Raw genomic sequence first — 26,862 nt, forward strand, 5'->3', positions numbered from 1 at the left:
TTCATCCTTGCCAATCATAAAGCCCTCATCAGTGTTCGCATACCGGGCACAGGGATCACCCGCCCGGAAATGCGACCATTAAGACGATTCTGATATAGGTAAAGATCAGTCCGAAAAGTGAAACTCAATCAGATAGCTTACTGAATATCAATGCGGCGTTTACACCACCAAAACCAAAGCCGTTACAAAGCACATTTTGCACGGAGTGTGGGCGGGACTGATTAGGCACAAAATCCAGATCTTCCATATCCTCATCCTGACGTTCCAGGTTCAGGGTTGGCGGTAAACAGTTATCGCGGAGCGCCAGCACTGAGAAAATGCTTTCAATACCGCCGGCACCACCAAGCAAATGCCCCGTAGCCGACTTGGTGGAGGAAATGGGAATGGCAGGCAGCCGTTCGCCAAATACACTTCTCAGCCCAGCAATTTCCGCCTTATCCCCGACCGGTGTCGATGTGGCATGGGCATTCACATAGTGAATATCCTCTGGCTGCAAGCCAGCCATGGCCAAGGCAGAGCGAACGGCAGCCGCAGCCCCGGAACCGTCTGCCGGCCCGGCGGAGATATGATAGGCATCGGCGCTGGTGCCATACCCACTGAGCACGGCCAACGGCGTCGCCCCTCGTGACAGCGCATGATCAAGGGTTTCAATCACCATCAATCCAGCCCCTTCCCCCATGACAAAACCATCCCTAGCCTGATCAAACGGACGTGAGGCCCGCTCCGGCTCATCATTTCGGGCGGAGAGTGCTTTCATCGCATGAAACGCTCCCAGGGATAGCGGATCAATACAGCCCTCAGTCCCACCGACCAGAGCCACTTTGGCTTCCCCGCTGCGAATCATGCGCAAGCCGTCTCCTATGGCCTGAAGGCCCGCAGCACAGGCCGTCACCGGACATCCAATCGGTCCTTTGAACCCATATCGGATGGAGATGTTTCCGCCAGCAAGATTGGCCAGGAACGCCGGTACCACGAAGGGAGAAAGGCGCTTAACGCCTTTGCTGTCCAGGATTTTCTGCGCACCTGTAATCGTTGGCAGCCCACCGTTCCCTGTGGCAACGATCGTTGCCGTTGATCGACAGTCCTCTTCAGAGGTTGGAAACCAATCCGCCTGGGTAAGTGCTTCTTCTGCCGCGGCAAGCGCATACAGTGTAAACAAGTCGACCTTTTTCCGTTCTTTCAGGCTGATCACTTCATTCGGATCAAAGCCCGCTTCCGGATCCTGCTCTCTGGAAGGTACAGCTCCGGCAATACCGATAGGGAAGTCGGGAATATAAAAGCGGTCTATGTTCCCAACTCCGGATCGACCTGCCAACAATCTCTTCCATACTGATGCAACTCCACAGCCTAACGGGCTGACAACGCCCATTCCGGTAACCACAATTGGTGAAGTCATAGTGTTTCTCCTTCCCATAACCATGCGTAAATTTCTACTGACATCAACTCAATGACCCGTTTACAGCCATTCAGTTGCCGGTCTACACCTATTCGATAAGGGACACACTAATTTGAATTAATATATGATCAAGATAATATTTTCGACTCGGTTGGAGAGGTAGATTCCCATGCCTTATTCAAAGGAACATAAATTACGGACCAAAGACCGGATTCTGAAATCGGCAACCGATTTGTTCTGCCGCTATGGATTCGAAAAAGTGTCCATCCAGCAGGTCATGGCTTCGGCCAAAATGACCCACGGCGCTTTTTATTCTCACTTTGATTCCAAGGAAGCTTTGTACCGGGCGTCAATCGTGGACACGATCCGGCGCAGTAAAGCCGTCAGGCTGGCGAAAGATCCTCTGTCCCTGAAGCACATGACGGAGCTGGTCAGCAACTACTTGAATCTGAGGGATCTGGCACAGAGAAATGATCCTGGCCCGGAATCTATTCTGTTTAACGATATCGACAGCGGCAATCCGGAGATCAAAAAGGTCTATGAAGAATCCTACCTGCGTCTGGTCAAGCTGCTGGAAAAACGACTCAAAGCCTTACGTCGACTCAATCGCCTGCCCGTCATGGATGGCGTTTCGGCGATCTCAGAAAAGGCGAGATTGATCGTCGCGTCTCTGGTTGGTGCGGTGGCCGTGGCCAAGAGTATCAGCCAGGAAGAAGAAAGGCGCCGCATTCTCTCTGCGGCGCAAAAACACATTCTGATCATGCTTGGTTATCAGGATTCTGAACTCGAGACTATCCACCGATAGCCGGCACATCGGCTATCGGCGTTTCTCATCATGCAAGGCCCGCCAGGTAAGGCTCATCTCTCAGAGTCGAGCTCACTACATCTCTCAGATGTCGAAATAACTAATAGTAGAGATACAACTTCAGATCATCGAAATAAATGTCATTATCATTGCCAGCTTTACGGGTGCCTCCCATCCGGATTCTCAGCGTGCGGGTACCCTCCGGCAGCCGTCCTGACACCTGACGGGATTCCCAGGACTGGGCACTGCTACTGCTGAGAACATCATCGCCGTCCCAGTCAATCTCATCGCCGGAATTGTCCAGTGCTATCACCTGGAGAGCCGGGGTATCCGCCCCACTCCAGGTGGAGAGCATGGCACTGAATTCCACATAGACATTACCGCCGTCGATGTCAGCGGTGTATATGGATAGGTCAACGTTCTGAATGATCCGCTCTTCACAGCAATCAGACGGCGCGCCTTTGCCAAATCCGCGACCGGCAAAATAATAGTCACCTTCGGAAGCGCCGAAGTTCCCATTGTCTCCGGCGGTAATGGCGCTCATCAGCCCCATTTCAAGCGTCCAGCCGTCGATATTTCCGGTTTCGGCATCGCCGTTCACCAGCAGATTCTCCGTCCGGGTGCCTGCAATATCAAAGCTCACAGTATCGCTCCAGACTGACCAGTTCATATTTTCATCGCGGACTCTGGCCCGCCAGTACCAAGTGGTTCCCGGGCGCAAACTCAACTCCGGACGTGGCTGATTGGCATATTTGTCATAGCTGGATACATGGGTGTTTTGTTCAGCATAGCGCTTGGTCCAGCGGTAATAGTCATCGCCTCCTACTCGTAGCGAGTGGGTACTCAGATATTCACTGAGATCAAGACTGAAAATATCGACGCCTTCCTGGGTATTTACCGCTTCATAGCCTGACTCGCCATCGCCGCCTACCTGATCGGCATTCGCATAGAACAGGTTCTGGCGTCTTGTGTTATTGCCCCATACGTCATATACAATGCCACTGAAATCCGCGTCCTCCGATAACTGCCATTGCACAGAATGCACTTGTTCCGGGGCTCCCACCTGAATGGCCAGCTCCAACGCAGCAGCACTCTGTTCACCCGTACCGGCGAGTATCAGCGGCAGATTGACATTGTTGTCTGCTTCAAACACTACTCGATCAACCACGTCAAAATTCGTGTCACCATCGAAGCCACCTTTCTTGCGCTCAAGGGTTAATTTCGGTGATGGGCCAAATTCAAAGGTCAGCAGGTTATAGCCGAACTCGCTGCGACTGACCTCAAACGTATCGTAATCCCGAACCTGATTGTTCTGGTGGTCCGCATTGTCCAGAGGTTCGATATAACCGGAAGCACTGGCAGCGTTCAGCCATAAATGATTCACATCACGAGATTGGCCGCGGGAGTAGGCGTGAGTATGTCCAAACAGATGGCCGGTAATGGCCCCTGTGCGGGAACTGAAATCCTCCAGCTCAGACACCATTTCACAACTGCCGATACTCTCCCCCACATTCCACAGCTCCGACAGACAACCATGATGGAACATTCCCATCACAAAGTTTTTTCCCCGGAGTTCCGCATCGTAAAGTGTTTCCTTCAGCCACTGCCTTTGTATGGCCAGTGTCTCACGGTTGAATGATCCATGAGCGCCTGAGATTGGATAACTGTCCAATCCAACCAGGCGCAAATCCAGATAATCCAGATAATACCAGTGACCGTTGTAGTCAACGGAACCGGTCTCCGGCGGAGACATATAACTGCGATAAAGACTCAGCTCCGCATCGCTGTAATAGTCGTGATTGCCAGGCACCGTCACCAATGGGACGTAAGGTGAAATCGCCGCCAGCCGACCAAACAACTGTTCACGCCAGTGAGTGCGATTACCGCCAACCTGAACCACATCCCCCGAGATAGTGATGGCCGCAATGTTTTCAGCACAGGTTTCCGGCTGATCTCCATCGCATTCATGTTGCAGGAATCCATCAGCCACCACATTACTCAGGACATTCACGTAAATATCCCGGTCCAACTGGGTATCACTCAAGGCAATAATTTTCGTCTGTGAAACATCATCTCCCGCTTTAGGCCAGGTTTTGAAGGCAAAGCGTTGGGAGACCTGTGGTTCTTCCCCGACCCGTGTGATGACGTAGTATTCGTAAAGGGTGTTGGATTCCAGGCTGGTAATGACAGCTCGATAGACGAGACCATCCGACGAATGAGTGGTCGCATCGACCTGCCTGAACTCTCCCTCCCCATCAAATGGCCGCACCCAAACCTCAGGAGCGGCTTGTTCCGTCTCAAACATAACGCTCATTTGGTCAGGCATGGGGGATTGCAAATAAGGACGTACAATAAAAGCAGGAGCCTGATCGCTGGTCGGAGCGTCCACGACAGAAGCATCAGGATCTTCGGTTGAGGAATCATCGTTAGGGTTGTTCTCGTCCCCGGCACACCCGGCCATTAATACGGCCGACATACTGAGCGCGAGCCACCATTGTTTCTTGTGAGGCATAAAATATTCCTTTCTCCTTTATTCTGGTTCGAACCAGATTAGGAGCGAACTATTTCAGCCAGATTTACTGTTCATTGCATATTAAATACATTTTTATTTCATCTGGTACGTACCAGATACTGTCACAAGTTTGTCACGCGACTGGGGTTTAATGACGATCTTGTAACAGAGAGCCCGTGACAGACGATCTTAAACCATAAACTCTTCAGAAGATCTTATGAGTGGCGTTCTCAAGGTAATAAGGTATTAAGGTAAAAGAGAAAAGGCCCATCCAGTGAACCAGACAACCGCTTATCAATCGTTGGCAGCCAGGCTTCAGCACAGAATCGGCAATGGAGAACTCGCCGCAGGAAGCAAACTCCCCTCGGAAAGAAGTTTATGTGACATGTTCAAGGTATCCCGGGTCAGTGCCAGAGACGCCTTACATTTGCTGGAGGCCCAGGGGATGATCTATCGCCTGAATCGGCTGGGATGGTTTGTCTCACCACCTGTCTTTATCTATGACCCGACTCGCAGCAGCAGTATTCAGGAAGAGGCACACCGCCAGTGCCGCGAACTGAGTACAGAATTATTGTCCGCTTCCCTGCAGGTCGCCCCGACCAGAGTGGCCCGGGGCTTAGAGATCTCCCCGACCCAACCAGTCTATGTGGTTACCCGGCGTCGGGCTGTCGACAAGCGATGGGTTCTGCTGGAAATCTGTTACTTCAAGGAGGAATATTTTCCCGGTCTGCTGGAACAACCGCTGGCGGCATCGCTAACGGTCATGGTGAGGGAAACCTATGGTTTCAGTATAAGGGAAATGGACATCAATATTTCGTCTGCGCCATTGGATATTGAGCATGCCCAGCACCTGCAAGTCCGGGAAGGATGCCCCTCGCTTCGGCTGGAACGAAAAGTCACATCGAATAATCAGACTATTGCATTCGAGAGAGAGTACTGGCTTCACGATGCCATACAAATGAGGGTAAAAGGCCGGGATTAAGCACAACCGGTATCTCTGTACACTAGACCTGGCCGAGCAATAACGCCTGTTCCCGCTTATCAACATCCGGATAGCGGCAAGCCAGCTTGGGCAACCGCGCGCTTTTCTTGTATTGTCTGGCATCCATGGTCCGGATAATACGCGCCAGCATTTTTATCGCCTTGTGAATATACGGCCCTTTATTCAGCATGACACATTCAGCTCTTTGCGCCATCGCCGCATCGGTGATCTCTGAACGGGTTGGCTGCCCTGTTTTGGCAAGTGATTCCAATACCTGGGTTGCCCAGATCGTGGGAATGTGGGCGGCGGCACATAACCATAGAATCTCTTCCTGGATTTCCGCCATCTGGCGCCAACCGACTTCCACCCCAAGATCTCCCCGAGCGATCATGACACCAACCTCCCTGGATTGCATCGCGCTCAACAGTAGTTCCGGCAGGTTGTTAAAGGCATGGCGGGTTTCAATCTTGAGTACCAGTCCGATTGAACGGTGGCGATTGCGAATTTTCAGTTCATGAATCAAGTCGTCCACATCAGTCCTCGTATTCACGAAGCTGAGCGCAATCAAGTCTGCCAGTTCACAAATCGTGTCGAGGTCCTGAATATCCTTGCTGGTCAGGCCGGAAATGGGCAAATCCGTATCCGGAAAATTGATCCCCTTCTCTGCCCGCAATTTCCCCCCTCCCCCAGGTGCTTCGGTAATACGCAGAAGCAGAGAGCCGGGAGATTTACCTTCCACAATGCCGGTAAACTTGCCGTCATCCATTTTAATCCTGTGGCCGATTTCAGGTGCCGCAAGTGCTTCAGGTACACCACAGGACAGACTCGCGGGGTGCAACAGATTGCCGTCCTCGTCCAACACCGCATGACTGGCCGCCACATTGTCGGAAACCAGACGCAACAAATCTCCTTCCTGCAGAGATAAATAGCTTTCCTTACAAGGCAATTCGCCAATGCGTGAAAGGAGTTTTCCTTGTCCATGAGTCAAGACCACCTCCAATCCGGTGGCCAGGTAGGCAGAACCATCGACGGTGGTTGTCAGCATTCCCTGGGACTGATGAATGACATTAAAGCGGCGCTGTTTGCCGCGGGCATCCTTCAACAGAAGATGGTCGATGCCTGGACACAACTCGGGAGAGTTCAACAGTATTGGAACCGAGACGGTATTGCTGACTGTCTTCGGCGTCACATCCTGACTATAGAAGATCGCCTTGCCCGGCATCATGATGTGTCCGGAGGGATCTCTGAGAACCTTGACCTTTACGACCTTTTCACCCGGTGGCATGGGTCCGGTTCGTAATTTGGGCCCAGCCAGATCCATCAATATACTGCAGGATAAGCCCGTTTCCAGACATGCCTTACGGATATTATCAGCCATACGCCGCCACTCAGAGGAGGTTCCGTGGGCACAGTTGATCCGAGCCACGCCCATCCCCCCTTCCAACAGCTGTTTCACCGTATGCAGATTACGCGCTGCTTCATCAGGCATGGTGACCATGATTCGGGTATGGCGTCCTTCCGGCGTGGGTCCAAATAGCCGGTTGCAGTGGTGTTCAAGCAAGTATCTCCCCTGACTGACAGGATCTTCTTCAAGCAGGGTCTGCAAATTAACCTGCCGTCCAAGCAGAATCTCCACTAACGCTTTCACTCGGAGAATCTGGGGTTGAATCGCCGCTTCACTACGACCAAGCGAACTTAATCCCAATTGCGCCAACCGCTGTTGGAGATCTGAGCGGTCTGAGCATCGAAAAGCCATGTAATCGATCAGATTATAGGCACGGTGAATATTGCGCTTATCTACACTGGCCAGGATAGAAGCATAGCGAGATCGAAACTGCTCCATCTCTGTCAGAATGGACTCGAGTTCCCCAATGATTTTTTCAAGTACAGACATTTTCGCTCTCCCGGACAACTGCCTGTTCCAGTGTGGCGAATCGAGATGACAGAATTGTTGACCTGCGTTAATTACCACGGGCGTTTCATAAAACTGAAATCTTAGGGAGACGAAATAAACTGAATAGTAAAAGAAAGAGACAGTGAAGGAAGGGAAAGAAAGAACCGCCCCGTAAGAGAGGCGGTCTTAAAGGATCACATTTGAGATTGCAGATAATTTTCCAGGCCGACTTTTTTAATCAGCCCCAGCTGTTGCTCAAGCCAGTAGGCATGATCCATTTCGGTATCGTCAGCCAAGGTCACCAGCATTTCACGGGTGACATAGTCCTGCACCTCTTCACACAGTTTGATCGCTTTCTTGAGAGCATCATCAACCGCATACTCAACATCCAGATCGCTTTTCAGCATGGCAGGAACATCCTTGCCGATGCTCAGCCCCTCCCGGGTCACCATATCCGGGGTGCCTTCCAGAAAGAGAATACGCTGAATCAGCTTCTGGGCATGTCCCTTTTCATCTTCAAACTCATGGGCAATACGCTCATAAAGTTTATTCAATCCCCAGTCAGCATACATTTCAGAATGAATGAAATACTGGTCCATCGCGGCCAATTCGTAGGCCAGCAACCCGTTCAGGGCTGAGATAACTTTCTTATTACCTTTCATAATCAATCACCATCTGAAATTTGAGCTTGCAAGTAATTCTGGATACCCATATTGGCTATCTGATACTGCTGGGTTTCGAGCCAGTCGACGTAATCTTCTTCATATTCCAGAATTTCCGTCAGCATCGAGCGGCTGACAAAATCCTTTTCCTGTTCGCAAAGTGCGATGGCGTCCTTGAGTTGTTTGATCTGCTTAAGCTGGAATTTTAAGTCACACTCCATCATCTCCTCGGTGTTCTCACCGATATGCAGCAGATCCAGTTTTTGCAGGTTCGGCATACTTTCAAGGAACAGAATACGCTCGATCAAATCATCAGCCTGTTTCATATCCTTGATAGATTTCTTATAGGCGGCTTCATTGAGTTCTTCGAAGCCCCAATTGCGATACATCCTCGCATGCAGGAAGTAGCGGTTGATCGACGTCAGCTCAGAAGTGAGCACGCCGTTAAGAGCGGTAATAATCTGATCGTTCGATTTCATGGAGCAGCACCGACGTATTGAAAGTGAGTGTTTAAAACAGAATGTACGCGAAATAAGTCGGGACAGTTTAGCCACATTTGCGGAAAATCACAAAAATTTCCTTATATTTCAATCAATTATTAATGTTATCAATTTTCATTTAGATGTTGTTTTCTATTTGAGAAACAGTGCTATTTGGCAACATTTCGATTCAAATTCGATAGCCGATAAGGATAAGTGCTATCCACTACTCGGTTTATGCCTATGGTGGTTCACACGTATCCAACTAGGCTTACGGGCTTTCTTAAAATACGCTCTTTTTCTTGAGGCATTTATGAAGTCGATTAGCGCATGGGTTTTACTGCTGCTTTTATCTCAGACGGCTCTGGCAGACCCGGAAGTTTTTAATCTGGTTACTGAGAATTTCCCTCCTTTTAATATGAGCCTGAATGGCAACGAATTTGAACATGACGAGGAATACATTGGAGGTCTCAGCACCGAGGTTGTTCAGGAGTTATTCCACAGGGCGAAGTATCCCTATCGAATGAAACTGCGAAACTGGAACTATGCCTACAACTTTGTGCAGCGTAATCCCTATCGGGGAGTATTTGGTACCGAACTGACCGAAGCCCGGCAGCCAATGTTCAAGTGGGTCGGTCCCATCGCAAACAATGACTGGGTTCTGTTTGCTCTGGAAGACAGCAAAATCCAGCTCAAGACACTGGAAGATGCCAAAGCCTATCGTATCGGCTGTTATAAAGATGATTCCCGGGCTCAATTCCTGAAAGACAGCGGCTTCAAAGCTGCCGAACTGGACGACGACGGCCTGAACCCCAAGCGTCTGCGCGACAAGGAAATCGATCTCTGGATCAGCAGCACGGTATCAGGCTACTACTATGCTCGGAAAGCAGGAATCACCAATATCAAACCTGTATTCACTATCCGCAGTACCAACCTGTACCTGGCCATGAACAAGGACACTCCGGATGCATACATCGACAAACTCAACGGCATCTTGTGGGAAATGAAGGAAGAGGGAGTGATTGAGAAGATTGCGGCGAAATACCGGTAACGGTATTTCGCTCAGCAGCCTCACATTCTTCTCCACGAACATTGGCTCGATTACATTCAGCACATTGACAAGCATCTATAACTCCCTATAGTTGGCCGCTGTCCGATCGTTAAGGCATAAGGGTGCATAATGTGTAAACGCCTTAATGATGGACCGGGCTATCCCCTGCCTCTATTTGTTTGCCAGCCCCCTTCACGGTCTCCGATACTTGCACTTGCCAGAGTAGGAGAAGTTCAAAGTACAACCATGTAAATCCCTCCAGGGATTTACAGACGCGGGCCTCAGGGCTTGAATATTGATAAAGGAGAACCTCATGACCGACAAGAAAGCACAACTTTCGGTGGGTAACAAAGTAATAGAGCTACCCGTCTATTCCGGCTCCATCGGACCAGATGTCATCGATATTCGCAGCCTTGCCCAGGAAGGACTCTTCACCTTCGACCCTGGTTTCATGTCGACAGCATCCTGCGAGTCAAAGATCACTTACATTGACGGCGCTAATGGGGTTCTTCTGCATCGCGGCTATCCTATTGAGCAACTTGTTGAAAACTCTGATTTCATCGAAGTTTGCTACTTATTGCTTCACGGAGAACTCCCCTCCCCGGAGGAAAACGAAAAGTTTCACGACACCGTCAAATCCCACACGATGGTTCAGGATCAAATAAGGCACTTCTTTAAGGGTTTTCGTCGTGATGCACACCCCATGGCAATCATGTGTGGCGTAGTGGGAGCGCTCTCAGCCTTTTACCATGACAATTTGGACTTTTCAGACGAACGCCAACGTGAAATTGCAGCTTTCCGCCTGATTGCCAAGATCCCTACACTGGCTGCCATGTGCTACAAGTACACCTTGGGCCAACCGTTTATCAATCCCCGCAACGACCTTAGCTATGCGGAAAACTTTCTCCATATGATGTTTGCCACACCATGTGAGGAATACAAGGTGTCTCCTGTTTTGGCCAGGGCAATGGACCAGATTTTTATTCTCCACGCCGACCACGGGCAAAATGCTTCCACAGCCACCGTGCGCTTGGCAGGATCCAGCCAGGCAAACCCATTCGCGTGTATTGCGTCCGGCATTGCCGCCCTGTGGGGGCCCTCTCACGGAGGAGCCAACGAGGCAGTTCTATGCATGCTGCAGGAAATCGGCGATGAGTCACGCATCGATGAATACCTGGCAAAAGCCAGGGACAAAAACGATCCCTTCCGGCTGATGGGGTTCGGTCACAGGGTCTACAAGAACTTCGACCCTCGTGCCAAAATTCTGCGCCAGACCTGCCATGAAGTCCTACAGGAACTGGGACTACAGGACGATCCAATGTTCAGGGTGGCACAACGACTGGAACAGATTGCCCTCGAAGACCAGTACTTCATTGAGCGTAAGCTTTATCCAAACGTGGATTTTTACTCCGGCATCATATTGAAGGCCATTGGCATTCCCCTGCCGATGCTCACCGTCATTTTTGCCGTGTCCCGCACTATCGGATGGGTTGCTCATTGGCATGAAATGATCAGCGAAAGCTTTCGAATTGGCCGTCCGCGTCAGCTGTACACAGGACTTACCATGCGTAATCATCCTGACACAGACTGATATTAACGCTACGAGCCCGCTTCAATCATGTGAGGCGGGCTTTTTATTCAAGACTCACAACTAAACCGCAATCTCCGCCAGATTACCCTTCGTCTCCAGCCAGCTCTTGCGATCCCCTGCCCGTTTCTTCGCCAGCATCATGTCGAGCATCTCGTTGGTGCTGCCGTCGTCATCTTCGATGGTGAGTTGAACGAGGCGGCGGGTGTCGCGGGCCATGGTGGTTTCGCGGAGTTGCATGGGGTTCATTTCACCCAGACCTTTGAAGCGCTGGACGTTGGGTTTGCCTTTTTTCTTCTCGGCGGCGATACGGTCGAGGATACCCTGTTTTTCATAGTCGTCGAGGGCGTAGTAGACGTCCTTGCCGATATCGATACGGTACAGGGGGGGCATGGCGACGAAGACATGACCGGCGTCGACCAGAGGACGGAAGTGACGGGTAAACAACGCACACAGCAAGGTGGCGATATGAAGACCATCAGAGTCCGCATCGGCGAGGATACAGATCTTGCCGTAACGGAGTGATTCAAGATTGGTGGAACCCGGGTCGACACCCAGTGCCACGGCTATATCATGGACTTCCTGAGATGCCAGGATCTGCTCAGAATCCACTTCCCAGGTGTTCAGGATCTTACCCCGCAACGGCATGATGGCCTGATATTCGCGGTCACGAGCCTGTTTGGCAGAGCCGCCTGCAGAATCACCCTCCACCAGGAACAACTCGCTCTGCATCGCATCGCTGCCGCTACAGTCGGCCAGCTTACCGGGTAGTGCAGGCCCTTGGGTAACTTTCTTACGTTCGACTTTTTTCGCCGCCCGCAGACGCCGCTGGGCATTGCTGATGGCCAGTTCAGCCAATTGTTCCGCATCCGCAGTATGCTGGTTCAGCCACAGGCTGAAGGAATCTTTGACCACCCCGGAAACAAAGGTGGCGCATTCGCGAGAGGACAAACGCTCTTTGGTCTGACCAGAGAACTGGGGCTCCTGGATCTTGACCGATAATACGTAGCAGCACTTGTCCCAGACATCTTCCGGTGTCAGCTTGACGCCACGCGGCATCAGATTACGGAACTCACAGAACTCCCTGAGAGCTTCCAGCAGGCCGGTACGCAAACCATTCACATGAGTACCGCCTTGAGCGGTGGGAATCAGGTTCACATAGCTCTCAGTGATCATTTCACCGCCTTCCGGCAACCACTGGACAGCCCAGTCGACCGCTTCCGTATTACCCGCCATCTGACCGATAAAGGGCTCTTCCGGCAAAGTAATCAGTGTTTGTGTAGTGCCACGCAAGTAATCTCTTAATCCGTCCTCGTAATACCACTCTTCCTTGTCTCCGGTGTTCTCATCCCGGAAGGTCACCTTAAGACCGGAGCAAAGCACGGCCTTGGCTCGAAGGATATGGCGCAATCTGGACAGTGAAAACTTGGGTGAATCGAAGTACTTGGGATCAGGCAGGAATTTAACGGTTGTACCGGTATTGCGCTTGCCGCAGGTATCGATCACTTCCAGGTCGCTGGTTTTGTCACCATTGGCAAAAGTAATGCGATGGACTTTGCTGTCACGACGTATGGTCACTTCGAGATCCAGCGACAGAGCGTTGACCACTGACACCCCAACCCCGTGAAGACCACCGGAAAACTGATAGTTTTTGTTGGAGAACTTACCGCCGGCATGCAGTTTGGTCAGGATCAGCTCGACCCCGGGTATACCCTCTTCTTTGTGGATGTCTACCGGCATCCCACGCCCATCGTCAGTCACCGACAGAGAGCCGTCCTTATGCAACACCACATCCATCTGCCGGGCATGGCCGGCCAACGCTTCATCCACGCTGTTATCGATGACTTCCTGAGCCAGGTGATTCGGCCGGGTGGTATCGGTATACATCCCGGGCCGCCGGCGAACAGGATCAAGGCCATTTAAAACTTCAATAGAATCAGCATTATAGTTGTTGGACAAGTCAAAACTCCTGAAAACTTACGTAATCGTGAGGCCTGCGCGAACTGATCAGAACCTGCGAATTGGCAAAATGTACCTAGCCCGGAGAATTGTTTCAATGGTCAAATGCGAACTCCGTCAGGAACCTCCCGGCTTTTAGGCAACGCCGGGAGTGCATTTTGTTTCCGGGAAAGATCTAATTTCCGGGAAAATTCTTATTTCCGGAAAAAACCTCAGTGATGGGGAAATCCTTCCAGGGGCACCTGGACTGCCGTGCTGCTGGTGGAGACGGCTCCACTGTATCCTGTGGCAAATGTCAAACCACTGCGGTTTCCAGTGATTTCGATTACTTCCGGCTGACTGGTAAATGGATAAAAGCCGCAGGCTTCACCCTTATCGCAGATAGTTCCATCATTATCATTGTCACTCCCCGCATTCAATATATATTTACCAGCAGGAACATTGGTTATAGTAAAAGTATACTTACCATTATTAGCAACAGCTGTCGCTTGATAATAATCCTTTGCAGGGGTTCCTTGGATCGTCACAACGGAGTCCTCATCCGTTAATAATATATAGTGACGACCTGCGTCAGGAGAGTTCGACGGGTCAACCAAAACCAGAGTAATGGGAATTGTTAAGGTTTTATTCTCTACTATTGGACCAGTGCCCGGATCCTTAGTTGAGGTGTAGTTAAATACAATTTCCCCAGAGTAACTGCCGCCCAAGTCCAAGCCTGTTTCATCCACTACGACGTTGTAGGCAGTTCCATCCATAGGCCCGCTTTCAGCTACCGTTAGCCACGACGCAGTACCTTCAGATTCAAAATTGAAACCATCCAGAACCACTCCGTCCGGGATTGTCAAAATCAGCGTTTCAGTGCCGCTGTTAGTAAAGACAATACTACTGTCACTAGCACTGATAGTAGGGAAAGTTATAGCCCCTGCGGCTTGGATGGCTTTGGGGGCACTTATTAACCCATATCCATAAATATCATCTCTGCCAACCTCTCCCAGATCGACAGTTATATCGCCACTCTGCAGCAAACTATTAGCGTCAGCTGAATTAAATGATTCAAAGTTTTCGTTTTTTATCTGCTTCATAAGCGCCATAACCCCCGCAATATGGGGCGTTGCCATAGAAGTTCCAATCTTAAAACCGTATGAGTTCAGCACTGTCCCATTATAATTATCCCCAGTAGTAGAATATATTTGTGAGAATTCATCTCCTCCAGGAGCTGCCACATCTATTGTTGATCCAAAATTGGAATAGTGGGCTTTCTGATTGTTGAGATCAGTGGCTGATACTGAAATCACGCCATTATAAGCCGCTGGATAATATGGAATATTGGTTTTGTCATTCCCCGCTGCTGCAACAACAATCACTCCAGCATCAATAGCATCAATAACAGCCTGACCAAGGGAAGAAGAATATCCGGGACCACCAAGGCTCATATTGATAACGTCAGCTTTTTTGGAAGGTAAGGTACCAGAGCTGTTGGAGAGCTGGGCGGCATAACGAATCCCTTGAATCAAATCAGCATCACTACCACTACCGTTTGACCCCAATACCCGAATTGGCATTATCCTAGATTTATAAGCTACTCCAATTCCACCAATACTATTACTCTCTGCGGCAACAATGCCTGCCACATGAGTACCATGAAAACTACCACCGCCAGGATCTGATGGATCAGAATCTATACCATCCCCATCACTAGAAGAAGAGGAAGAACTAACAAAGTCATAACCTACCACTGACATTCCGTTGCGCAACAGTTGATTTGATAAATCAGGGTGATCCAAGAGCACACCTGTGTCAATTACAGCAATAACCACCCCTATACCATTACTATCCTCCCAAGCCGCAGGAAGCCCGATCTGAGGATAGTTCCACTGCAAGTGGTAATCCGGATCAACAGGGGTCACTTCAAGCGACTTCCGAATGTAATTAGGTTCTGCCAAGAGGATATCCGGCCGGGACTTCAAAGACTTGATCATTTCCAATGTCTTTTCGCGAAGCTCACTACTACTTAGCCCTGCTGATTGCCTTGTTCCGCTGGACTCAGTGAAACTAAAGCGAAACAGGCCATGGGTTCCTTCATCATTCATCCGTTCGATAAAATAACCCGGTAAAGGCACATCCGCGACACTGGTCGCTGAGATTCCCGGCACATATTGAATGATTGCCTCCCCTGGAACAAATTCTGCGCTGTCCTCTGATGCAGCCAATGTCGCGATATCCGCATCACCGGCTACATTCAGTATGTAAGTAGACGGGCCGGCGGAGTTAATTACTTCAATGTAAAAGTTACCAGAATCAGGAGCTGTGAGCGTTACTGATGAATTATCGGCAATAACTCCAGTGTCGACAGCAATATCGGGGTCAGCTTGCCGATACAATGAAGCAGTAATAGATGTAAGCCCCGTATCCGCATCATAGGCAGAAATCATCACTTCCTGTCCGGCAATCAGTGTGGTCAGGTAGACATCCGTGGTGTCAACAAAATAGGGATACCCAGTGCTGTAGATTCCCGATGAGCTGCTGACATACCCACCAATTATCGAGGGGTTTGGCACTCTTTGGGCAACGCTGGAGGAATTATTTTCCGGAGAGATATCCGTACCACCGGTATCTGAAGTATCCGCATCAACATAGACAAACTCAGGAATGGTGACCCGGCCGCTGACGCTGAAGCTATCGTCACTACCATCACTGCTGCCGCCGCCTCCACCTCCCCCGCAGGCGACCAAAGTCACTGTCGTCGTTACGATTAAAAGCAGGCGTTGGAAACCATGAGGCATGCGGCAATCCTTAATGAACGAAACAAAGCATTTCAATATACTCAGTATAGAACATCTGTATCCAGACCGACCTTAAGTTAAGTGTTTCATTCTGTTTCAAAAATTCGGTTCAGACGCTTTAGAAATACGAGCGGTCATTTTAGAATTATCTCCCTGAGATGACGTTTAGAGCCCAAACCTGCCTTGTGAACTACACTGTTCGATATCAGGAAAACAACAAGAACTCATTATTATGTCGCGGATATTAAGATATGCCCTATGATTTGAAATCCCTGAAGGTACCGCGTTTGGCGGGTGCTCCACTGAAATCCATCGTGGCACTGATGGAAAACAACTATTCCCGCACATTGCTATCTCCGGCGCTGATGAAGGAAACCGGGGCTTCGAAAATCCGTAGTACCAGACTTAATACACTGCCTACCTTTCTCCCCAAACACGCCTACGGCCGGCAGTTATCGGCAGAAAGAGCCAAGTCCACCCTGGAAATTTTCGCGGAACCGGATTTCCAGGCGAGCGAATCACCACTACCCAGTGTCATGGATTATGCCAGGGCCTACCGTAGCGGGCAGATCGGCCCGGAGGAAATCGCTGATAAAGTAATCGCCGCCATCACCGAAAGTGACCGCAAACAACCGCCGCTCCGGGCCATCATCACTACCTTTGACCAGGACATCCGACATCAGGCCAGCGAGAGTGCCAAGCGCCTAGCCAATGGACAACCGTTAAGTCTGCTGGATGGTGTCCCCGTCGCCATTAAAGATGAAATTGATGCAGTCCCCTACGCCACAACCGTGGGAACAAGGGTATACGGCAACGACAATTCAGCGGAGCATGATGCCACCGTGGTGGCCCGTCTGCGTGCGGCGGGAGCTGTGATCATCGGCAAAGCCAACATGCAGGAAATCGGTATCGGCGTGACCGGTGCCAACAGCCATCACGGCCATTGCCGCAATCCACATAACCTGCACCACTATCCCGGGGGATCTTCCAGCGGAAGTGCAGCCTCCGTTGCTGCAGGTCTATGCCCGGTGGCCATCGGCGCCGACGGCGGAGGGTCCATTCGCATCCCAGCCTCCCTCTGTGGACTGGCGGGACTGAAGCCTACCTGGGGACGGGTCAGTGAACACGGCGCCTTTCCCCTATGCTGGTCAGTTGCCCATATCGGCCCTATAGGCCAGACAGTCGACGATGTCGCCATGGCCTATGCCCTCATCGCCGGTGCGGACCCACTGGATCCTTATTGTGTTGAACAACCTCTGCCTCACTTGAGCGACTATCGCAATAAAGACCTTAGCGGTTTAACCATCGGAGTATTTTCCTCATGGTTCAGCCATGCCTCCCGGGAAGTAGTCCAAAAATGCCAGCTAGCTGTGGAGAAGCTGAAATCCCTGGGTGTGACGGTCAAGACCATCAACATTGAAGATCTTGATCTGCAGCGCATTGCCCACGCGCTGACCATCAGCTCAGAAATGCTGGCGGCTGTGGATATGGAACATCGCCACAACAGTAAAGTGTTTGCCCTGGATACCCGGCTCAATCTGGCTTTGGCCAAAGTGTTTTCCAGCACCGACTATGTCAAGGCACAGCGGGTCCGTACACTTGCGATCAATGAATTTAACCGGGTATTGCAGGATGTGGACATGATCGTTACACCGACCACGGCCATCACCGCTCCGCCGGTGCAGCAGGAATCGGATGACAGCGCAGAAAGCAATATCCAGGTACTGACAGAACTCATGCGTTTTGCCTTCCCGGCGAATCTTACCGGACTTCCCGCGCTGACAGTGCCGGTCGATTATGATGAGAAAGGGCTGCCGATTGGTCTGCAGCTAATGGGTAAGGCCTGGAGTGAGCACCTTCTTCTGCGCTGCGGCAAAGCACTGGAAGGACTCTGCGAACGAAAGCGGGCGGCTTATTCGTTCAATATGCTGCGCTAAAACCTATCACAAAATCACGGAACCAACCCGTAGGGGCGCACCTGCGTGTGCGCCCTTCTACCCGGCCACTGTTTCTTATATCTCTTTTCTGACTTTTATCCCGATACAGGCCTCAATCTCGCTTCCGGCCTCTATCCCACTTCTAACCTCTATCCCACTTCTGACCTCTATCCCACTTCTGACCTTTTATCTAAAGACAGCTCTTTCACCAATTAGAGATCTTTAACAAATGGGTTGGAACGCCTTTCCTGTCCAAATGTCGACATGGGGCCATGACCCGGCACGAAGGACACATCATCCCCTAATGGCCAGAGCTTGCTTCTGATGGAATGAATCAGGGTGTCGTAATCTCCACGAGGAAAATCGGTACGACCGATAGAACCGTTAAACAAGACATCGCCCACCAGCGCCAGCTTGGCTCCCGGATGGAAAAACACCACATGACCAGGGGTGTGTCCCGGACAGTGATAAACTTCCAGAGTTTCCTCTCCCACAGTCACCGTGTCCCCATCCTTTAACCATCGATCAGGAGTAAATGGTTTGGCCTGGGGAAACCCAAACATCGCACTCTGTTGTGGCAGAGCATCTATCCAGAATTTGTCTTCCCACTCAGGTCCTTCAATCGGCAACTCACGCTGCTCAGCCAGATCGGCCGTCGCACCCGCATGATCGATGTGGGCGTGAGTCAGAAGAATCTTTTCCAGAGTAAGATCATTGGCTTTCAACACCTCTTCAATCTTGGGGAGATCGCCTCCAGGATCGACCACGGCAGCCTGTCGGGTCTTGTCACACCAGATAACACTGCAGTTCTGCTGGAATTGGGTCACGGGAACAATTTTGTATTGAAGCATAAATACTCAATCAGCGGATGAATGAACACTTGGGCCGGCCACCTGAATTCAGAGTTTCCACATTGGGACGGAAGCAGACGACGATGAGATAGTATATGAAGATCTAATAGTATATGAAGAACAAGCAGTAGATGAAGCGTAAATAGTAGATGAAACCGGAGGATAGAATATGAGGCAGTAAGATCGAATATAAAGCAGAGGAATGGAATAACAACTATCCCGGAACAAGTGCCGGTTAGCGCGTCAGTTTTGAACTCCCATGCAGATTTTCGATGTATTGGGATTCAAAAGCGTCGGCCGGCATGGGACGGGAGATGTAGAAGCCCTGTACGAGATCGCATTTACGCTCCCTCATCATCTGCATCTGCTCTTCATTTTCCACCCCTTCTGCCAGTAACTTTAGACCAAGAGCGTGCCCCATTTCGATAATGGCTGTGACAATTGCCAAGTCATCTTCATCATGAGGAAGGTCACGGATAAACGACCGGTCTATCTTGATCATGTCGACAGGATAGCGCTTCAGTGAAGCCATATTGGAAAAGCCCGTACCAAAGTCGTCCACCGCCACACGAACCCCCAGCTTCCGCAACCGATTGAGCTTATTAACCGCCGTGTCGATATCATGGGCAAGAGCACTCTCAGTGATTTCCAGCTCCAACAACCCTCCGTCCACGTCATATTCATTCAGCAGTTCAGCAATCTGTTCCACAAACTCGGGAGCGGCAAACTGGCGCGGGGACACGTTCACTGCCAGTGGAATGGCACGGCTGAAGCTCGACAAACATTTAGCCAGATAGCGTATAGAGGAACGCAGCACATATTCCCCGAGCCTCTCAATGAGCCCATGGCTTTCCGCCACGGGAATAAATTCACAGGGCGGCACCAACCCCCTACGGGGATGCTCCCACCTGATCAGCACCTCGGCGCCGACGATATCATTGTTATCCAGCCTGACCTGAGGCTGGAAGACCAGATGAAATTCATCATTCTGCAGCGCTTTTCGTAAGTCACTGGCCAGGGTAACGCGCGCAATTAATTCAGATTCCATGCGCGATTCGAAAATCACATAGTCGTTCTTACCGGATCCCTTGGCACGGAACAAGGCGGTATCCGCCTGCTTAAACAGGGTTTTACTGTCAATTGCACGCATATGGGCCGAATAAGGCGCCACGCCGATACTGAAGCTTAACTTGACTTCATCTGCCCCGACCACAAACGGGAGGTCGCATAGTTCCAGCAGGCGTTCTGAATAATGAACCACCTGATGAGGACCGGTCATCGACTTGAAGAGAATGGCAAATTCGTCTCCGCCAGGACGACTGACAATACAGCTGTGCGGCAACGAAGACTCCAGACGCTTGGCCATATCCACCAGCAACTGATCCCCCAACTCATGGCCGTAGGCATCATTCACCTGCTGGAAGTTATCAATATCCACCAGGAACAATGCCATATGCTTGCGCACGCCTTCCCGGACATTGCGCATCGCCAGTTTCAAGCGGCTCTCCAGCTGCATTTTATTGGGCAGACCGGTCAGTGCATCATGCTGCTCCTTAAAGGAAATTTCCTTAACCAGTTCACTGACATACTGGTTTACCATTCGGGCCCGTTTCAGGCGGGCCAGCAGATTGGTACGCAAACGCCAGGGTTCGATAGGCTTGTTAATGTAATCGTCACCGGCCAGGCGAATGGCTTCCAATTGAATATCTTCGCTGCTGTCCGCCGATAAGAACACGATTGGAATATTGGCGTACCGGACCTGCTGGCGGATGACCTGCCCAAGTTCAAGGCCGCTGCAAACCGGCATGTGCAAATCCAACACCACCAGTTCCGGCCGGAATGACTCAAGCACTTCCAGGGTTCGCTGGGGCTCCGTCAGTCCGTAGACTTTGACACCTGCTTCTTCGAGGTTCAGGCGGTAAATGTTGATCAGATCCTCATCGTCATCCACCAACAGAATACGATAAGGATCTGAGGGCTGTTCCTCGATAATTTCGTGCAGACATGAAATCATCGTGGTCTGGTTGACCGGCTTGGTCAGGTAGGCACGTACCCCCGCGCGCACCGCCATCAACCGTGTATTGAATTCGGACCGGCTCGATACGATCACCACAGGCACATTGGCATCATTAAACAGGCGCATATCCTCGCAGACGCGGAGTTCAGCAGATACGTCTTCAGGTAGTATCACGTCCATAATCACCAAACGAGGTCTTTGCTTTAGAAAGCGTTCCCGCATTTCGGCAAGAGAGCGGAACATGCAGACATCATAACCGTGACTATGCAGGGCCTGATGAAACCACTCCCCCATGGCCGGGTCATCTTCCACCACGTACACGAGGTATTCTGTATCTTTCCGGAAGTGCCGGTCAGCTCCTCCGTAGTCACCCTCAACCGGTTGGGCCAGACATTTAAGTAGTTTCTGTTTTAAAGGAAGAAGCGCTTCGGGATCGCTCCGGTACTCGGTGATATCCATATCCCTGATGGACCGGTCAAGTTCCAGTGCCACACTGGAAATATCAGGAAATCCGAACGTCCTGCCGGAACCTGCCAGACGATGCAGCAGGTGCAACAGCTCACTAAGCGCTGTTTCCCCAACGGCAACAGTGGGAGGGATTTTCGATTGCTGCCAGAACAATTCCAGCTGTTCAGCCTTTTGTTCCAACTGAGCCTGGTACCGGGCCCGAATCGAGGACAATTTTTCTTTAACTACTTCATCCATTCCTGTGCCTTCCTGCCTTGGTGGCAAAAAGCCTTATCTATCCATCAACCATCAACGCAACATCTGTTTTAGGGCCCTCTGACATATCATCAGACCCTACCTCCTTCAGGTTAAATTTTCCTTGGCATGGGACAATTTCGGGCACACCTTTCCCGAAACACTTCCTATCCCGTTAATCTTTATGTGCCTTAGCCCAAAGACCGCGAACCTCATCCGATAACGTCATAGGGTCAAATGGCTTGGGGATCACTCCGATAGCTCCGAGTTGAACAAACTCATCTATCTCTGATTTCTGCACTTTCGCCGTCATGAAGGCGACCGGTATATCCTGACATAACGGGTCCTGACGCAGAGCTTCCATCGTGGAGGGACCATCCATCTCCGGCATCATGACATCCATCAGAATCAGGTCAGGTTTTTCCACGGGAATGATATCCAGCGCCTCTTTACCCGAACTGCATAAAATCACGTTGAACCCTCCTATAGATTCCAGCGCCATCTGGGCGATAGCCTGTATATCGGGTTCGTCTTCCACGTAAACGATTTTCTGAATCGGTGGTGTCATTACGCCATTAGTCCCTTCACACTTCCTACCTTCTCACTTTCTCACTTTCTACCTTCACACTTCCTACAAAGTGTAGACCTGTATCGTCAATAGGTGAAATATCAGGCACCTGGATGACGCAACAGGTGATTAGTAGATGTCACCGCACCGGAATAAGCCATGATGCCTGCGATCAGCAGTACCGGTTGCACAAACATCACAAAGCGGGGCGCATCCGCACTCAACAAAACCAGAATACTCAGCATCAGACTCGGCACCAACACCACAAATACTGTCCCGGCCACCAGAAACACCAGCCGTTCACGGTACCTGGACATCCTCGCATCCGAGATCAAACCCAGGATAAATTTCACCAGCGCCAGGCCCGCCAGAATGGCAGCAGCCACAGATAAATCATATCCCAGCAGAAAGCCCTGTATCCCATGCTGCCATGCCTTGAATAATCCGATGACGGTAAACGGCATGAGTACAAACAGGATGTCCGCATAACTGCCAAGTAACACATTAATGTCACGCTCTTCACGGGCTATAGAATCATCGCGACGATCACTGGCTGCGGCCCTGTCACTGGAGTTGGAATTGGAAATCGCATCGTCGCTATTGGCCGCCTGGGGGCCGGTGTTAAATGCATTCATACTTTCGCCTCCTGTTCCTGGGCAAAAACCTTAATGACATCCTGCAGCGCAAGATCGGTCTGATAAAACATTCGTTCCAAATGGGTGGGCACCACCTTACCGGTTTCCAGGGCCTGCTCCAGTTCCTCAGCCTTCTCAGCCAGTATCTTCGCCCCGAGTGATGCTGCAGCTCCTTTCAGGCTGTGACTTTTGCGATGCGCCTGTTCAAAGTCCCCCTGATCATAGGCATCCACGATCTCATCAACCGCCTGGGAAAAATCCACACAGAATCGATGTTGCATTTGAGTCAACATCCGACAATCGGGAAAGTGTTGCCGGGCTATAGCAAAGTTTACTGGTTGCGTAACGGTTTCATGGTACTCGGAATCAAGGTGATCGGATTTATGCTTATGTTCTACACCTTCAGAGTTTTCAATTGGAACATCATCTTCGTCGTATTCGGAGGCATCTTCAGGATGCTCCAGCCAACGCGCCAGAGTGGAATAAAGCGACGCCTGCACCACCGGCTTACTGATATAGTCGTTCATACCCGCATTCAGGCATTTCTGGCGATCACCTTTCATGGCATTGGCTGTCATGGCAATGATGGGTAATTCCTTCAATCCCAACTGGGATCGAATATGCCGAGTGGCTTCAAACCCATCCATGACCGGCATCTGCACGTCCATCAGGACCGCATCAAACCGACCTGCGCCTTCGCGCAATACTTTGAGTGCTTCCTCGCCATTTTGAGCAATGCAGACTTCTACTGCCGCCTGACTTAAATACTCTAGCGCAATTTCCTGATTGAACGGTGTATCCTCGACCAGCAGAACACAGCGGCCATTTAACAAGGCAATATTGGCACTGTCACTCTGTTCCCCGTCCGTCTTGCTGGCAGTGGTCACATGACCAAATATCTTCTGCAGCGTGTGCAGCATAATGCTCGGAGTCACCGGCTTGATCAGGGTTGCGAAGCCATGACCTTCGGCTTCCTCGATCAGGTGCTCTTCACTGCTGAGAGCCATCATCACCAGCGGAATGTCAGACATATATGGAATGGACTGGACCATCAAGGCAGCATCCACACTCCGCATCGCGGAAAGCTGGCGATCCACCAGAACCACATCAAAATCAGGACCTTTGATCACCGTCTCAAGCGTGTTCCTGAGGTTATAGTCCGGCAATAATACCGTCGTCTGACACCCGAACGATGACAGAATTTCCACGGTAACATCCCGGCCAATATCCTTGTCATCCAACAGGAGAACCCGAATGCCCTGCAAATCCCTGACTTCATAGATACCGGCGGTATCGGCGGAGTAGAGTTCAAACCAGGCGGTAAACGTAAAGGTACTCCCCCGGTCCTCCTCACTCTCCACCCAGATTTCGCCCCCCATCATTTCCACCAGCTGCTTACTGATGGTGAGGCCCAGACCAGTCCCGCCGAATTTTCTGGTGGTCGAGCCATCAGCCTGGGTAAATGGGGTAAACAGCTTGGCGATCTGCTCTTTGGTGATGCCGATACCGGTATCGGATACCTGGAATTGCAGACAGAGACGGCTTTCCATCTGCTGCACTTCCTTGATTTTGACAACGATCTCGCCTTCGGACGTGAACTTGATGGCGTTGTTGGTCAGGTTAACCAGGATCTGCCCCAACCTTAGCGGGTCCCCCCGCAAGTGAGTGGGAGTATCCTTACTGAGCAGTACAGACAGCTCCAAACCTTTGTCCGCCATCTTGTGAGACAACAAATCCACCAGATCATTAATGACGTCATTCAAGTTAAAACGTACATGCTCCAGATCCAGTTTGCCGGCTTCAATTTTAGAGAAATCCAGAATGTCGTTAATAATGCCCAACAGGGACCTTGAAGAGGTTTCAATCTTGGACAGGTAACCGCGTTGTTTGTCATCCAGGCTGGTTTTGAGAGCTAAACCGGAAAATCCGATGATGGCGTTCATCGGGGTCCGGATCTCGTGACTCATATTGGCCAGAAACTCACTCTTGGCAGAAGCCGACGCTTCCGCCGCCTCCCGCTCACGCAAGGCCTTTTCTTTATCCTTACGCTCGGTAATGTCGGTGAGGGTCCCCTCAAAATAAGGTTCCGATCCGTCGTTATCCAGAACCAGATGAGCAGAACTGGTGCCCCAGAATACTGAGCCGTCTTTACGTACCAACTGGCACTCAAAGTTAACCACCCGCTTGTGCTTCAACATGATCACTTCAAATTTTTTACGATCCTCAGGGTCCAGATAACATTGCTCACCGATATTGGCCACGGAATCGATCAGATCCTGCTGGCTTTCATACCCGAGAATTGCCAGCAAAGATGGATTGGCTGACAGAAAACGACCATCCAACGAGCATTGAAATATGCCTTCACTGGCGTTGGACCATAGCCGCCGGAACTTATGCAGGCTCCCCTGGGAACGCTGATTGGCTTCAAGCGCTTCCTGCTGGGCGGAAAGCGCCCGGCTTTTAGCCAATTCCATTTCCCGCTTCTGGGTATTGATTCGATCCGCCAATGCCAGAGACAGAAGCAAAACGTTGCCCACACTTCCCAGCTGAGAACCATGTCCTGCCCAGATCCCCAGGTCAAAAGCCCCGTAGGTATACGCCATAGTAATCAGCACCCCCACCACATAGGTGCTCCAGGCAAAAACGTAGTAACGCGCGGGTCGATGCCCTTTGCGCCATACAAGAATCCCCAGTATGCAAAGGATGAGCGCACAAACCGCCGTCAGATAGAGATTCATTTCAATCGCCGTTGCGTAATCGGCAATCGGCGTCATGATGGCAAACCAGATAGCAGCCGCAATCATCAGTTTGATGCAGAGGTCGGCCAGCGGAGCACGATCACGGGTCTGGAGAAACTGCCGACAAAACAGAAAGAGGAATACCCAGGTGACTGAAATACTCAGCGGCAACAGTAAACTATTGAATTTCAGGTTACTGAAAAGCTCCAACGACCAGGGAATGCCATCCAGGCTTGCCTGAGCCAGCAGATAAAGACCAATAGCCACCACATAATAAAGATAGGCTGAGTCCCGAATCGAAAAATATATCAACAGGTTATAAAGCAGCATGACCGACATGGCGGCATAAAAAGCTGCCAGAAAAAGAACATCGGACACCAGATGATGCTTATAGTAAGTATCGGAGAACAGAAAGAACTGCAGGTTTTCTGAGCTGTCGGTGTCCACGCGAATCCATACGTCAGTACTCTCGGACGGTGACAGCCTGAGGGGCGTCGTAATGCGGGGAAGATCAATACCATTGTTGGCAAACGGGCGGTGATCGCCAAGAGCTCTATGCTCAAGAGAGCCATTCGGCAGACGCCAGTATACATCGACCTGATCCAACAACGGATAGGCAGCCTCCAGCCACCAGATTGAATCGGATTTGACGGAAGCATCTGTGTTTAAAGTGAAATTGACCCAGAAAACCGAGGGTGAAAATCCACGGGTCAGCCCATTGACAGAGGCGGGCTCCAAGCGCTCAGCATACCTGCCGGCCAGCAGGTCATCGACATCAAGAGAACCGTCCCGGTCTTCCAGAATCAGGACATCTCTCAGCTCGACGCTATCACTGGAGTCCCGCAGCAATACCCTACCCTGGGTTTCGGCATATGCATTGAGTGCGCTGGACAGCAGAATCAGCAGGGCTGTCAGGGCGAAGCCTAAGCTCCCTTCAGGTGATCTCCTCAACACGGCTCCTCTTTGTCCTTTTTCTGCCGGTCTTTATCGTTACCTGCTTGGTGACCTTCATCAGTATAGATGATGTACAGCCCGGAATTAGTATCCAAGCATCGCGGTGTTGAGGATTTTTGTATCGAAACCGCTTATTTGACAGTGCGTCATCATTGATCAGAAAACAACCAAACACACTCCTCCACAAAGCCCCCACAGGATGTTACAGAAATGCTACCGACTCGGCTGGCGTGATTGGGGTATAGACAGCTAGGCTTTGAATACAGATTCATAACTTTTACACCATCATTCTTTAACGCTATCAAGCTTTAACACACTCAACCTTTAATACACTCAACCTTTAATACAC

The 26,862-nt window shown here is 50.7% G+C and carries 17 protein-coding genes; 5 read left to right on the forward strand and 12 right to left on the reverse strand.

Annotation, left to right across the window (positions count from 1 at the left end):
• Nucleotides 1–124: 124 nt before the first annotated feature.
• Entirely contained in the window at nt 125–1,396 is a 1,272-nt protein-coding gene (gene fabF, locus BTA51_RS20135) for a beta-ketoacyl-ACP synthase II (protein WP_094710569.1), read from the reverse strand.
• 169 nt (nt 1,397–1,565) lie between these two features.
• Between fabF and BTA51_RS20140 the strand changes: the two genes are divergently transcribed.
• On the forward strand, nt 1,566–2,201 hold the full coding sequence (locus BTA51_RS20140) for a TetR/AcrR family transcriptional regulator (protein ID WP_094710570.1): 636 nt from the start codon (nt 1,566–1,568) through the stop codon (nt 2,199–2,201).
• 100 nt (nt 2,202–2,301) lie between these two features.
• Here the strand turns inward: BTA51_RS20140 and BTA51_RS20145 are convergent, their stop codons facing one another.
• The gene (locus BTA51_RS20145; protein WP_094710572.1) at nt 2,302–4,713 is read right to left on the reverse strand and encodes a metallophosphoesterase; all 2,412 of its coding nucleotides are present in this window, start codon (nt 4,711–4,713) and stop codon (nt 2,302–2,304) included.
• A gap of 274 nt (nt 4,714–4,987) precedes the next feature.
• Between BTA51_RS20145 and BTA51_RS20150 the strand changes: the two genes are divergently transcribed.
• Nucleotides 4,988–5,695, forward strand: a complete 708-nt coding sequence (locus tag BTA51_RS20150) for a UTRA domain-containing protein (protein WP_094710574.1) — start codon at nt 4,988–4,990, stop codon at nt 5,693–5,695.
• A gap of 22 nt (nt 5,696–5,717) precedes the next feature.
• Here the strand turns inward: BTA51_RS20150 and BTA51_RS20155 are convergent, their stop codons facing one another.
• The 3 genes from BTA51_RS20155 to bfr (BTA51_RS20165) all read right to left on the reverse strand — a co-directional run bounded on the left by BTA51_RS20155 (nt 5,718) and on the right by bfr (BTA51_RS20165) (nt 8,730).
• A complete protein-coding gene (locus tag BTA51_RS20155; RefSeq protein ID WP_094710577.1) occupies nt 5,718–7,589 on the reverse strand; it encodes a pyruvate kinase in 1,872 nt (623 codons plus the stop codon).
• A 194-nt stretch (nt 7,590–7,783) separates the two neighbouring features.
• Nucleotides 7,784–8,251 carry a bacterioferritin gene (gene bfr / locus BTA51_RS20160; RefSeq protein WP_094710579.1) on the reverse strand — a complete coding sequence of 156 codons (468 nt, stop codon included), beginning with the start codon at nt 8,249–8,251 and terminating at the stop codon, nt 7,784–7,786.
• A 2-nt stretch (nt 8,252–8,253) separates the two neighbouring features.
• Nucleotides 8,254–8,730 carry a bacterioferritin gene (gene bfr, locus BTA51_RS20165; protein WP_094710581.1) on the reverse strand — a complete coding sequence of 159 codons (477 nt, stop codon included), beginning with the start codon at nt 8,728–8,730 and terminating at the stop codon, nt 8,254–8,256.
• A gap of 313 nt (nt 8,731–9,043) precedes the next feature.
• Between bfr (BTA51_RS20165) and BTA51_RS20170 the strand changes: the two genes are divergently transcribed.
• Nucleotides 9,044–9,781 (forward strand): ABC transporter substrate-binding protein, encoded by a 738-nt coding sequence (locus BTA51_RS20170; RefSeq protein ID WP_094710583.1) that lies wholly within the window; start codon nt 9,044–9,046, stop codon nt 9,779–9,781.
• Between the two features lie 313 nt (nt 9,782–10,094).
• The gene (gene gltA / locus BTA51_RS20175; protein WP_094710584.1) at nt 10,095–11,372 is read left to right on the forward strand and encodes a citrate synthase; all 1,278 of its coding nucleotides are present in this window, start codon (nt 10,095–10,097) and stop codon (nt 11,370–11,372) included.
• Between the two features lie 60 nt (nt 11,373–11,432).
• Here the strand turns inward: gltA and parE are convergent, their stop codons facing one another.
• Nucleotides 11,433–13,328, reverse strand: coding sequence for a DNA topoisomerase IV subunit B (gene parE / locus BTA51_RS20180; RefSeq protein WP_094710586.1), 1,896 nt, complete (start codon nt 13,326–13,328; stop codon nt 11,433–11,435).
• Nucleotides 13,329–13,540: 212 nt separating this feature from the next.
• Nucleotides 13,541–16,111, reverse strand: a complete 2,571-nt coding sequence (locus BTA51_RS20185; protein WP_094710588.1) for a S8 family serine peptidase — start codon at nt 16,109–16,111, stop codon at nt 13,541–13,543.
• A 251-nt stretch (nt 16,112–16,362) separates the two neighbouring features.
• On the opposite strand from BTA51_RS20185, the gene BTA51_RS20190 reads away from it, so the two are divergent.
• Nucleotides 16,363–18,048: an amidase gene (locus tag BTA51_RS20190; RefSeq protein WP_094710590.1), complete on the forward strand. Its 1,686-nt coding sequence runs from the start codon at nt 16,363–16,365 to the stop codon at nt 18,046–18,048.
• A 212-nt stretch (nt 18,049–18,260) separates the two neighbouring features.
• On the opposite strand, the gene BTA51_RS20195 is transcribed toward BTA51_RS20190, so the two are convergent.
• The 5 genes from BTA51_RS20195 to BTA51_RS20215 all read right to left on the reverse strand — a co-directional run bounded on the left by BTA51_RS20195 (nt 18,261) and on the right by BTA51_RS20215 (nt 26,513).
• On the reverse strand, nt 18,261–18,899 hold the full coding sequence (locus BTA51_RS20195) for an MBL fold metallo-hydrolase (RefSeq protein WP_094710592.1): 639 nt from the start codon (nt 18,897–18,899) through the stop codon (nt 18,261–18,263).
• Nucleotides 18,900–19,134: 235 nt separating this feature from the next.
• The gene (locus BTA51_RS20200) at nt 19,135–21,621 is read right to left on the reverse strand and encodes an EAL domain-containing protein (protein WP_094710594.1); all 2,487 of its coding nucleotides are present in this window, start codon (nt 21,619–21,621) and stop codon (nt 19,135–19,137) included.
• Nucleotides 21,622–21,793: 172 nt separating this feature from the next.
• Complete coding sequence (locus BTA51_RS20205) at nt 21,794–22,186, reverse strand: response regulator (protein ID WP_094710596.1); 393 nt, start codon at nt 22,184–22,186, stop codon at nt 21,794–21,796.
• 101 nt (nt 22,187–22,287) lie between these two features.
• Nucleotides 22,288–22,821, reverse strand: a complete 534-nt coding sequence (locus BTA51_RS20210; protein WP_094710598.1) for a hypothetical protein — start codon at nt 22,819–22,821, stop codon at nt 22,288–22,290.
• Nucleotides 22,818–26,513, reverse strand: coding sequence for a 7TM diverse intracellular signaling domain-containing protein (locus BTA51_RS20215; protein WP_094710600.1), 3,696 nt, complete (start codon nt 26,511–26,513; stop codon nt 22,818–22,820). The genes BTA51_RS20210 and BTA51_RS20215 overlap by 4 nt, the downstream gene beginning before the upstream one ends.
• Between the last annotated feature and the right edge of the window lie 349 nt (nt 26,514–26,862).

Source organism: Hahella sp. CCB-MM4 (assembly GCF_002260525.1).
In the GTDB taxonomy this organism is placed as follows: Bacteria; Pseudomonadota; Gammaproteobacteria; order Pseudomonadales; family Oleiphilaceae; genus Hahella.

Coding starts and splice junctions, on each gene's coding strand:
- fabF (WP_094710569.1), bottom strand. CDS start 1,396: ATGACTTCACCAATTGTGGTTACCGGAATGGGCGTTGTCAGCCCGTTA.
- BTA51_RS20140 (WP_094710570.1), top strand. CDS start 1,566: ATGCCTTATTCAAAGGAACATAAATTACGGACCAAAGACCGGATTCTG.
- BTA51_RS20145 (WP_094710572.1), bottom strand. CDS start 4,713: ATGCCTCACAAGAAACAATGGTGGCTCGCGCTCAGTATGTCGGCCGTA.
- BTA51_RS20155 (WP_094710577.1), bottom strand. CDS start 7,589: ATGTCTGTACTTGAAAAAATCATTGGGGAACTCGAGTCCATTCTGACA.
- bfr (WP_094710579.1), bottom strand. CDS start 8,251: ATGAAAGGTAATAAGAAAGTTATCTCAGCCCTGAACGGGTTGCTGGCC.
- bfr (WP_094710581.1), bottom strand. CDS start 8,730: ATGAAATCGAACGATCAGATTATTACCGCTCTTAACGGCGTGCTCACT.
- BTA51_RS20170 (WP_094710583.1), top strand. CDS start 9,044: ATGAAGTCGATTAGCGCATGGGTTTTACTGCTGCTTTTATCTCAGACG.
- gltA (WP_094710584.1), top strand. CDS start 10,095: ATGACCGACAAGAAAGCACAACTTTCGGTGGGTAACAAAGTAATAGAG.
- BTA51_RS20185 (WP_094710588.1), bottom strand. CDS start 16,111: ATGCCTCATGGTTTCCAACGCCTGCTTTTAATCGTAACGACGACAGTG.
- BTA51_RS20190 (WP_094710590.1), top strand. CDS start 16,363: ATGCCCTATGATTTGAAATCCCTGAAGGTACCGCGTTTGGCGGGTGCT.
- BTA51_RS20195 (WP_094710592.1), bottom strand. CDS start 18,899: ATGCTTCAATACAAAATTGTTCCCGTGACCCAATTCCAGCAGAACTGC.
- BTA51_RS20200 (WP_094710594.1), bottom strand. CDS start 21,621: ATGGATGAAGTAGTTAAAGAAAAATTGTCCTCGATTCGGGCCCGGTAC.
- BTA51_RS20205 (WP_094710596.1), bottom strand. CDS start 22,186: ATGACACCACCGATTCAGAAAATCGTTTACGTGGAAGACGAACCCGAT.
- BTA51_RS20210 (WP_094710598.1), bottom strand. CDS start 22,821: ATGAATGCATTTAACACCGGCCCCCAGGCGGCCAATAGCGACGATGCG.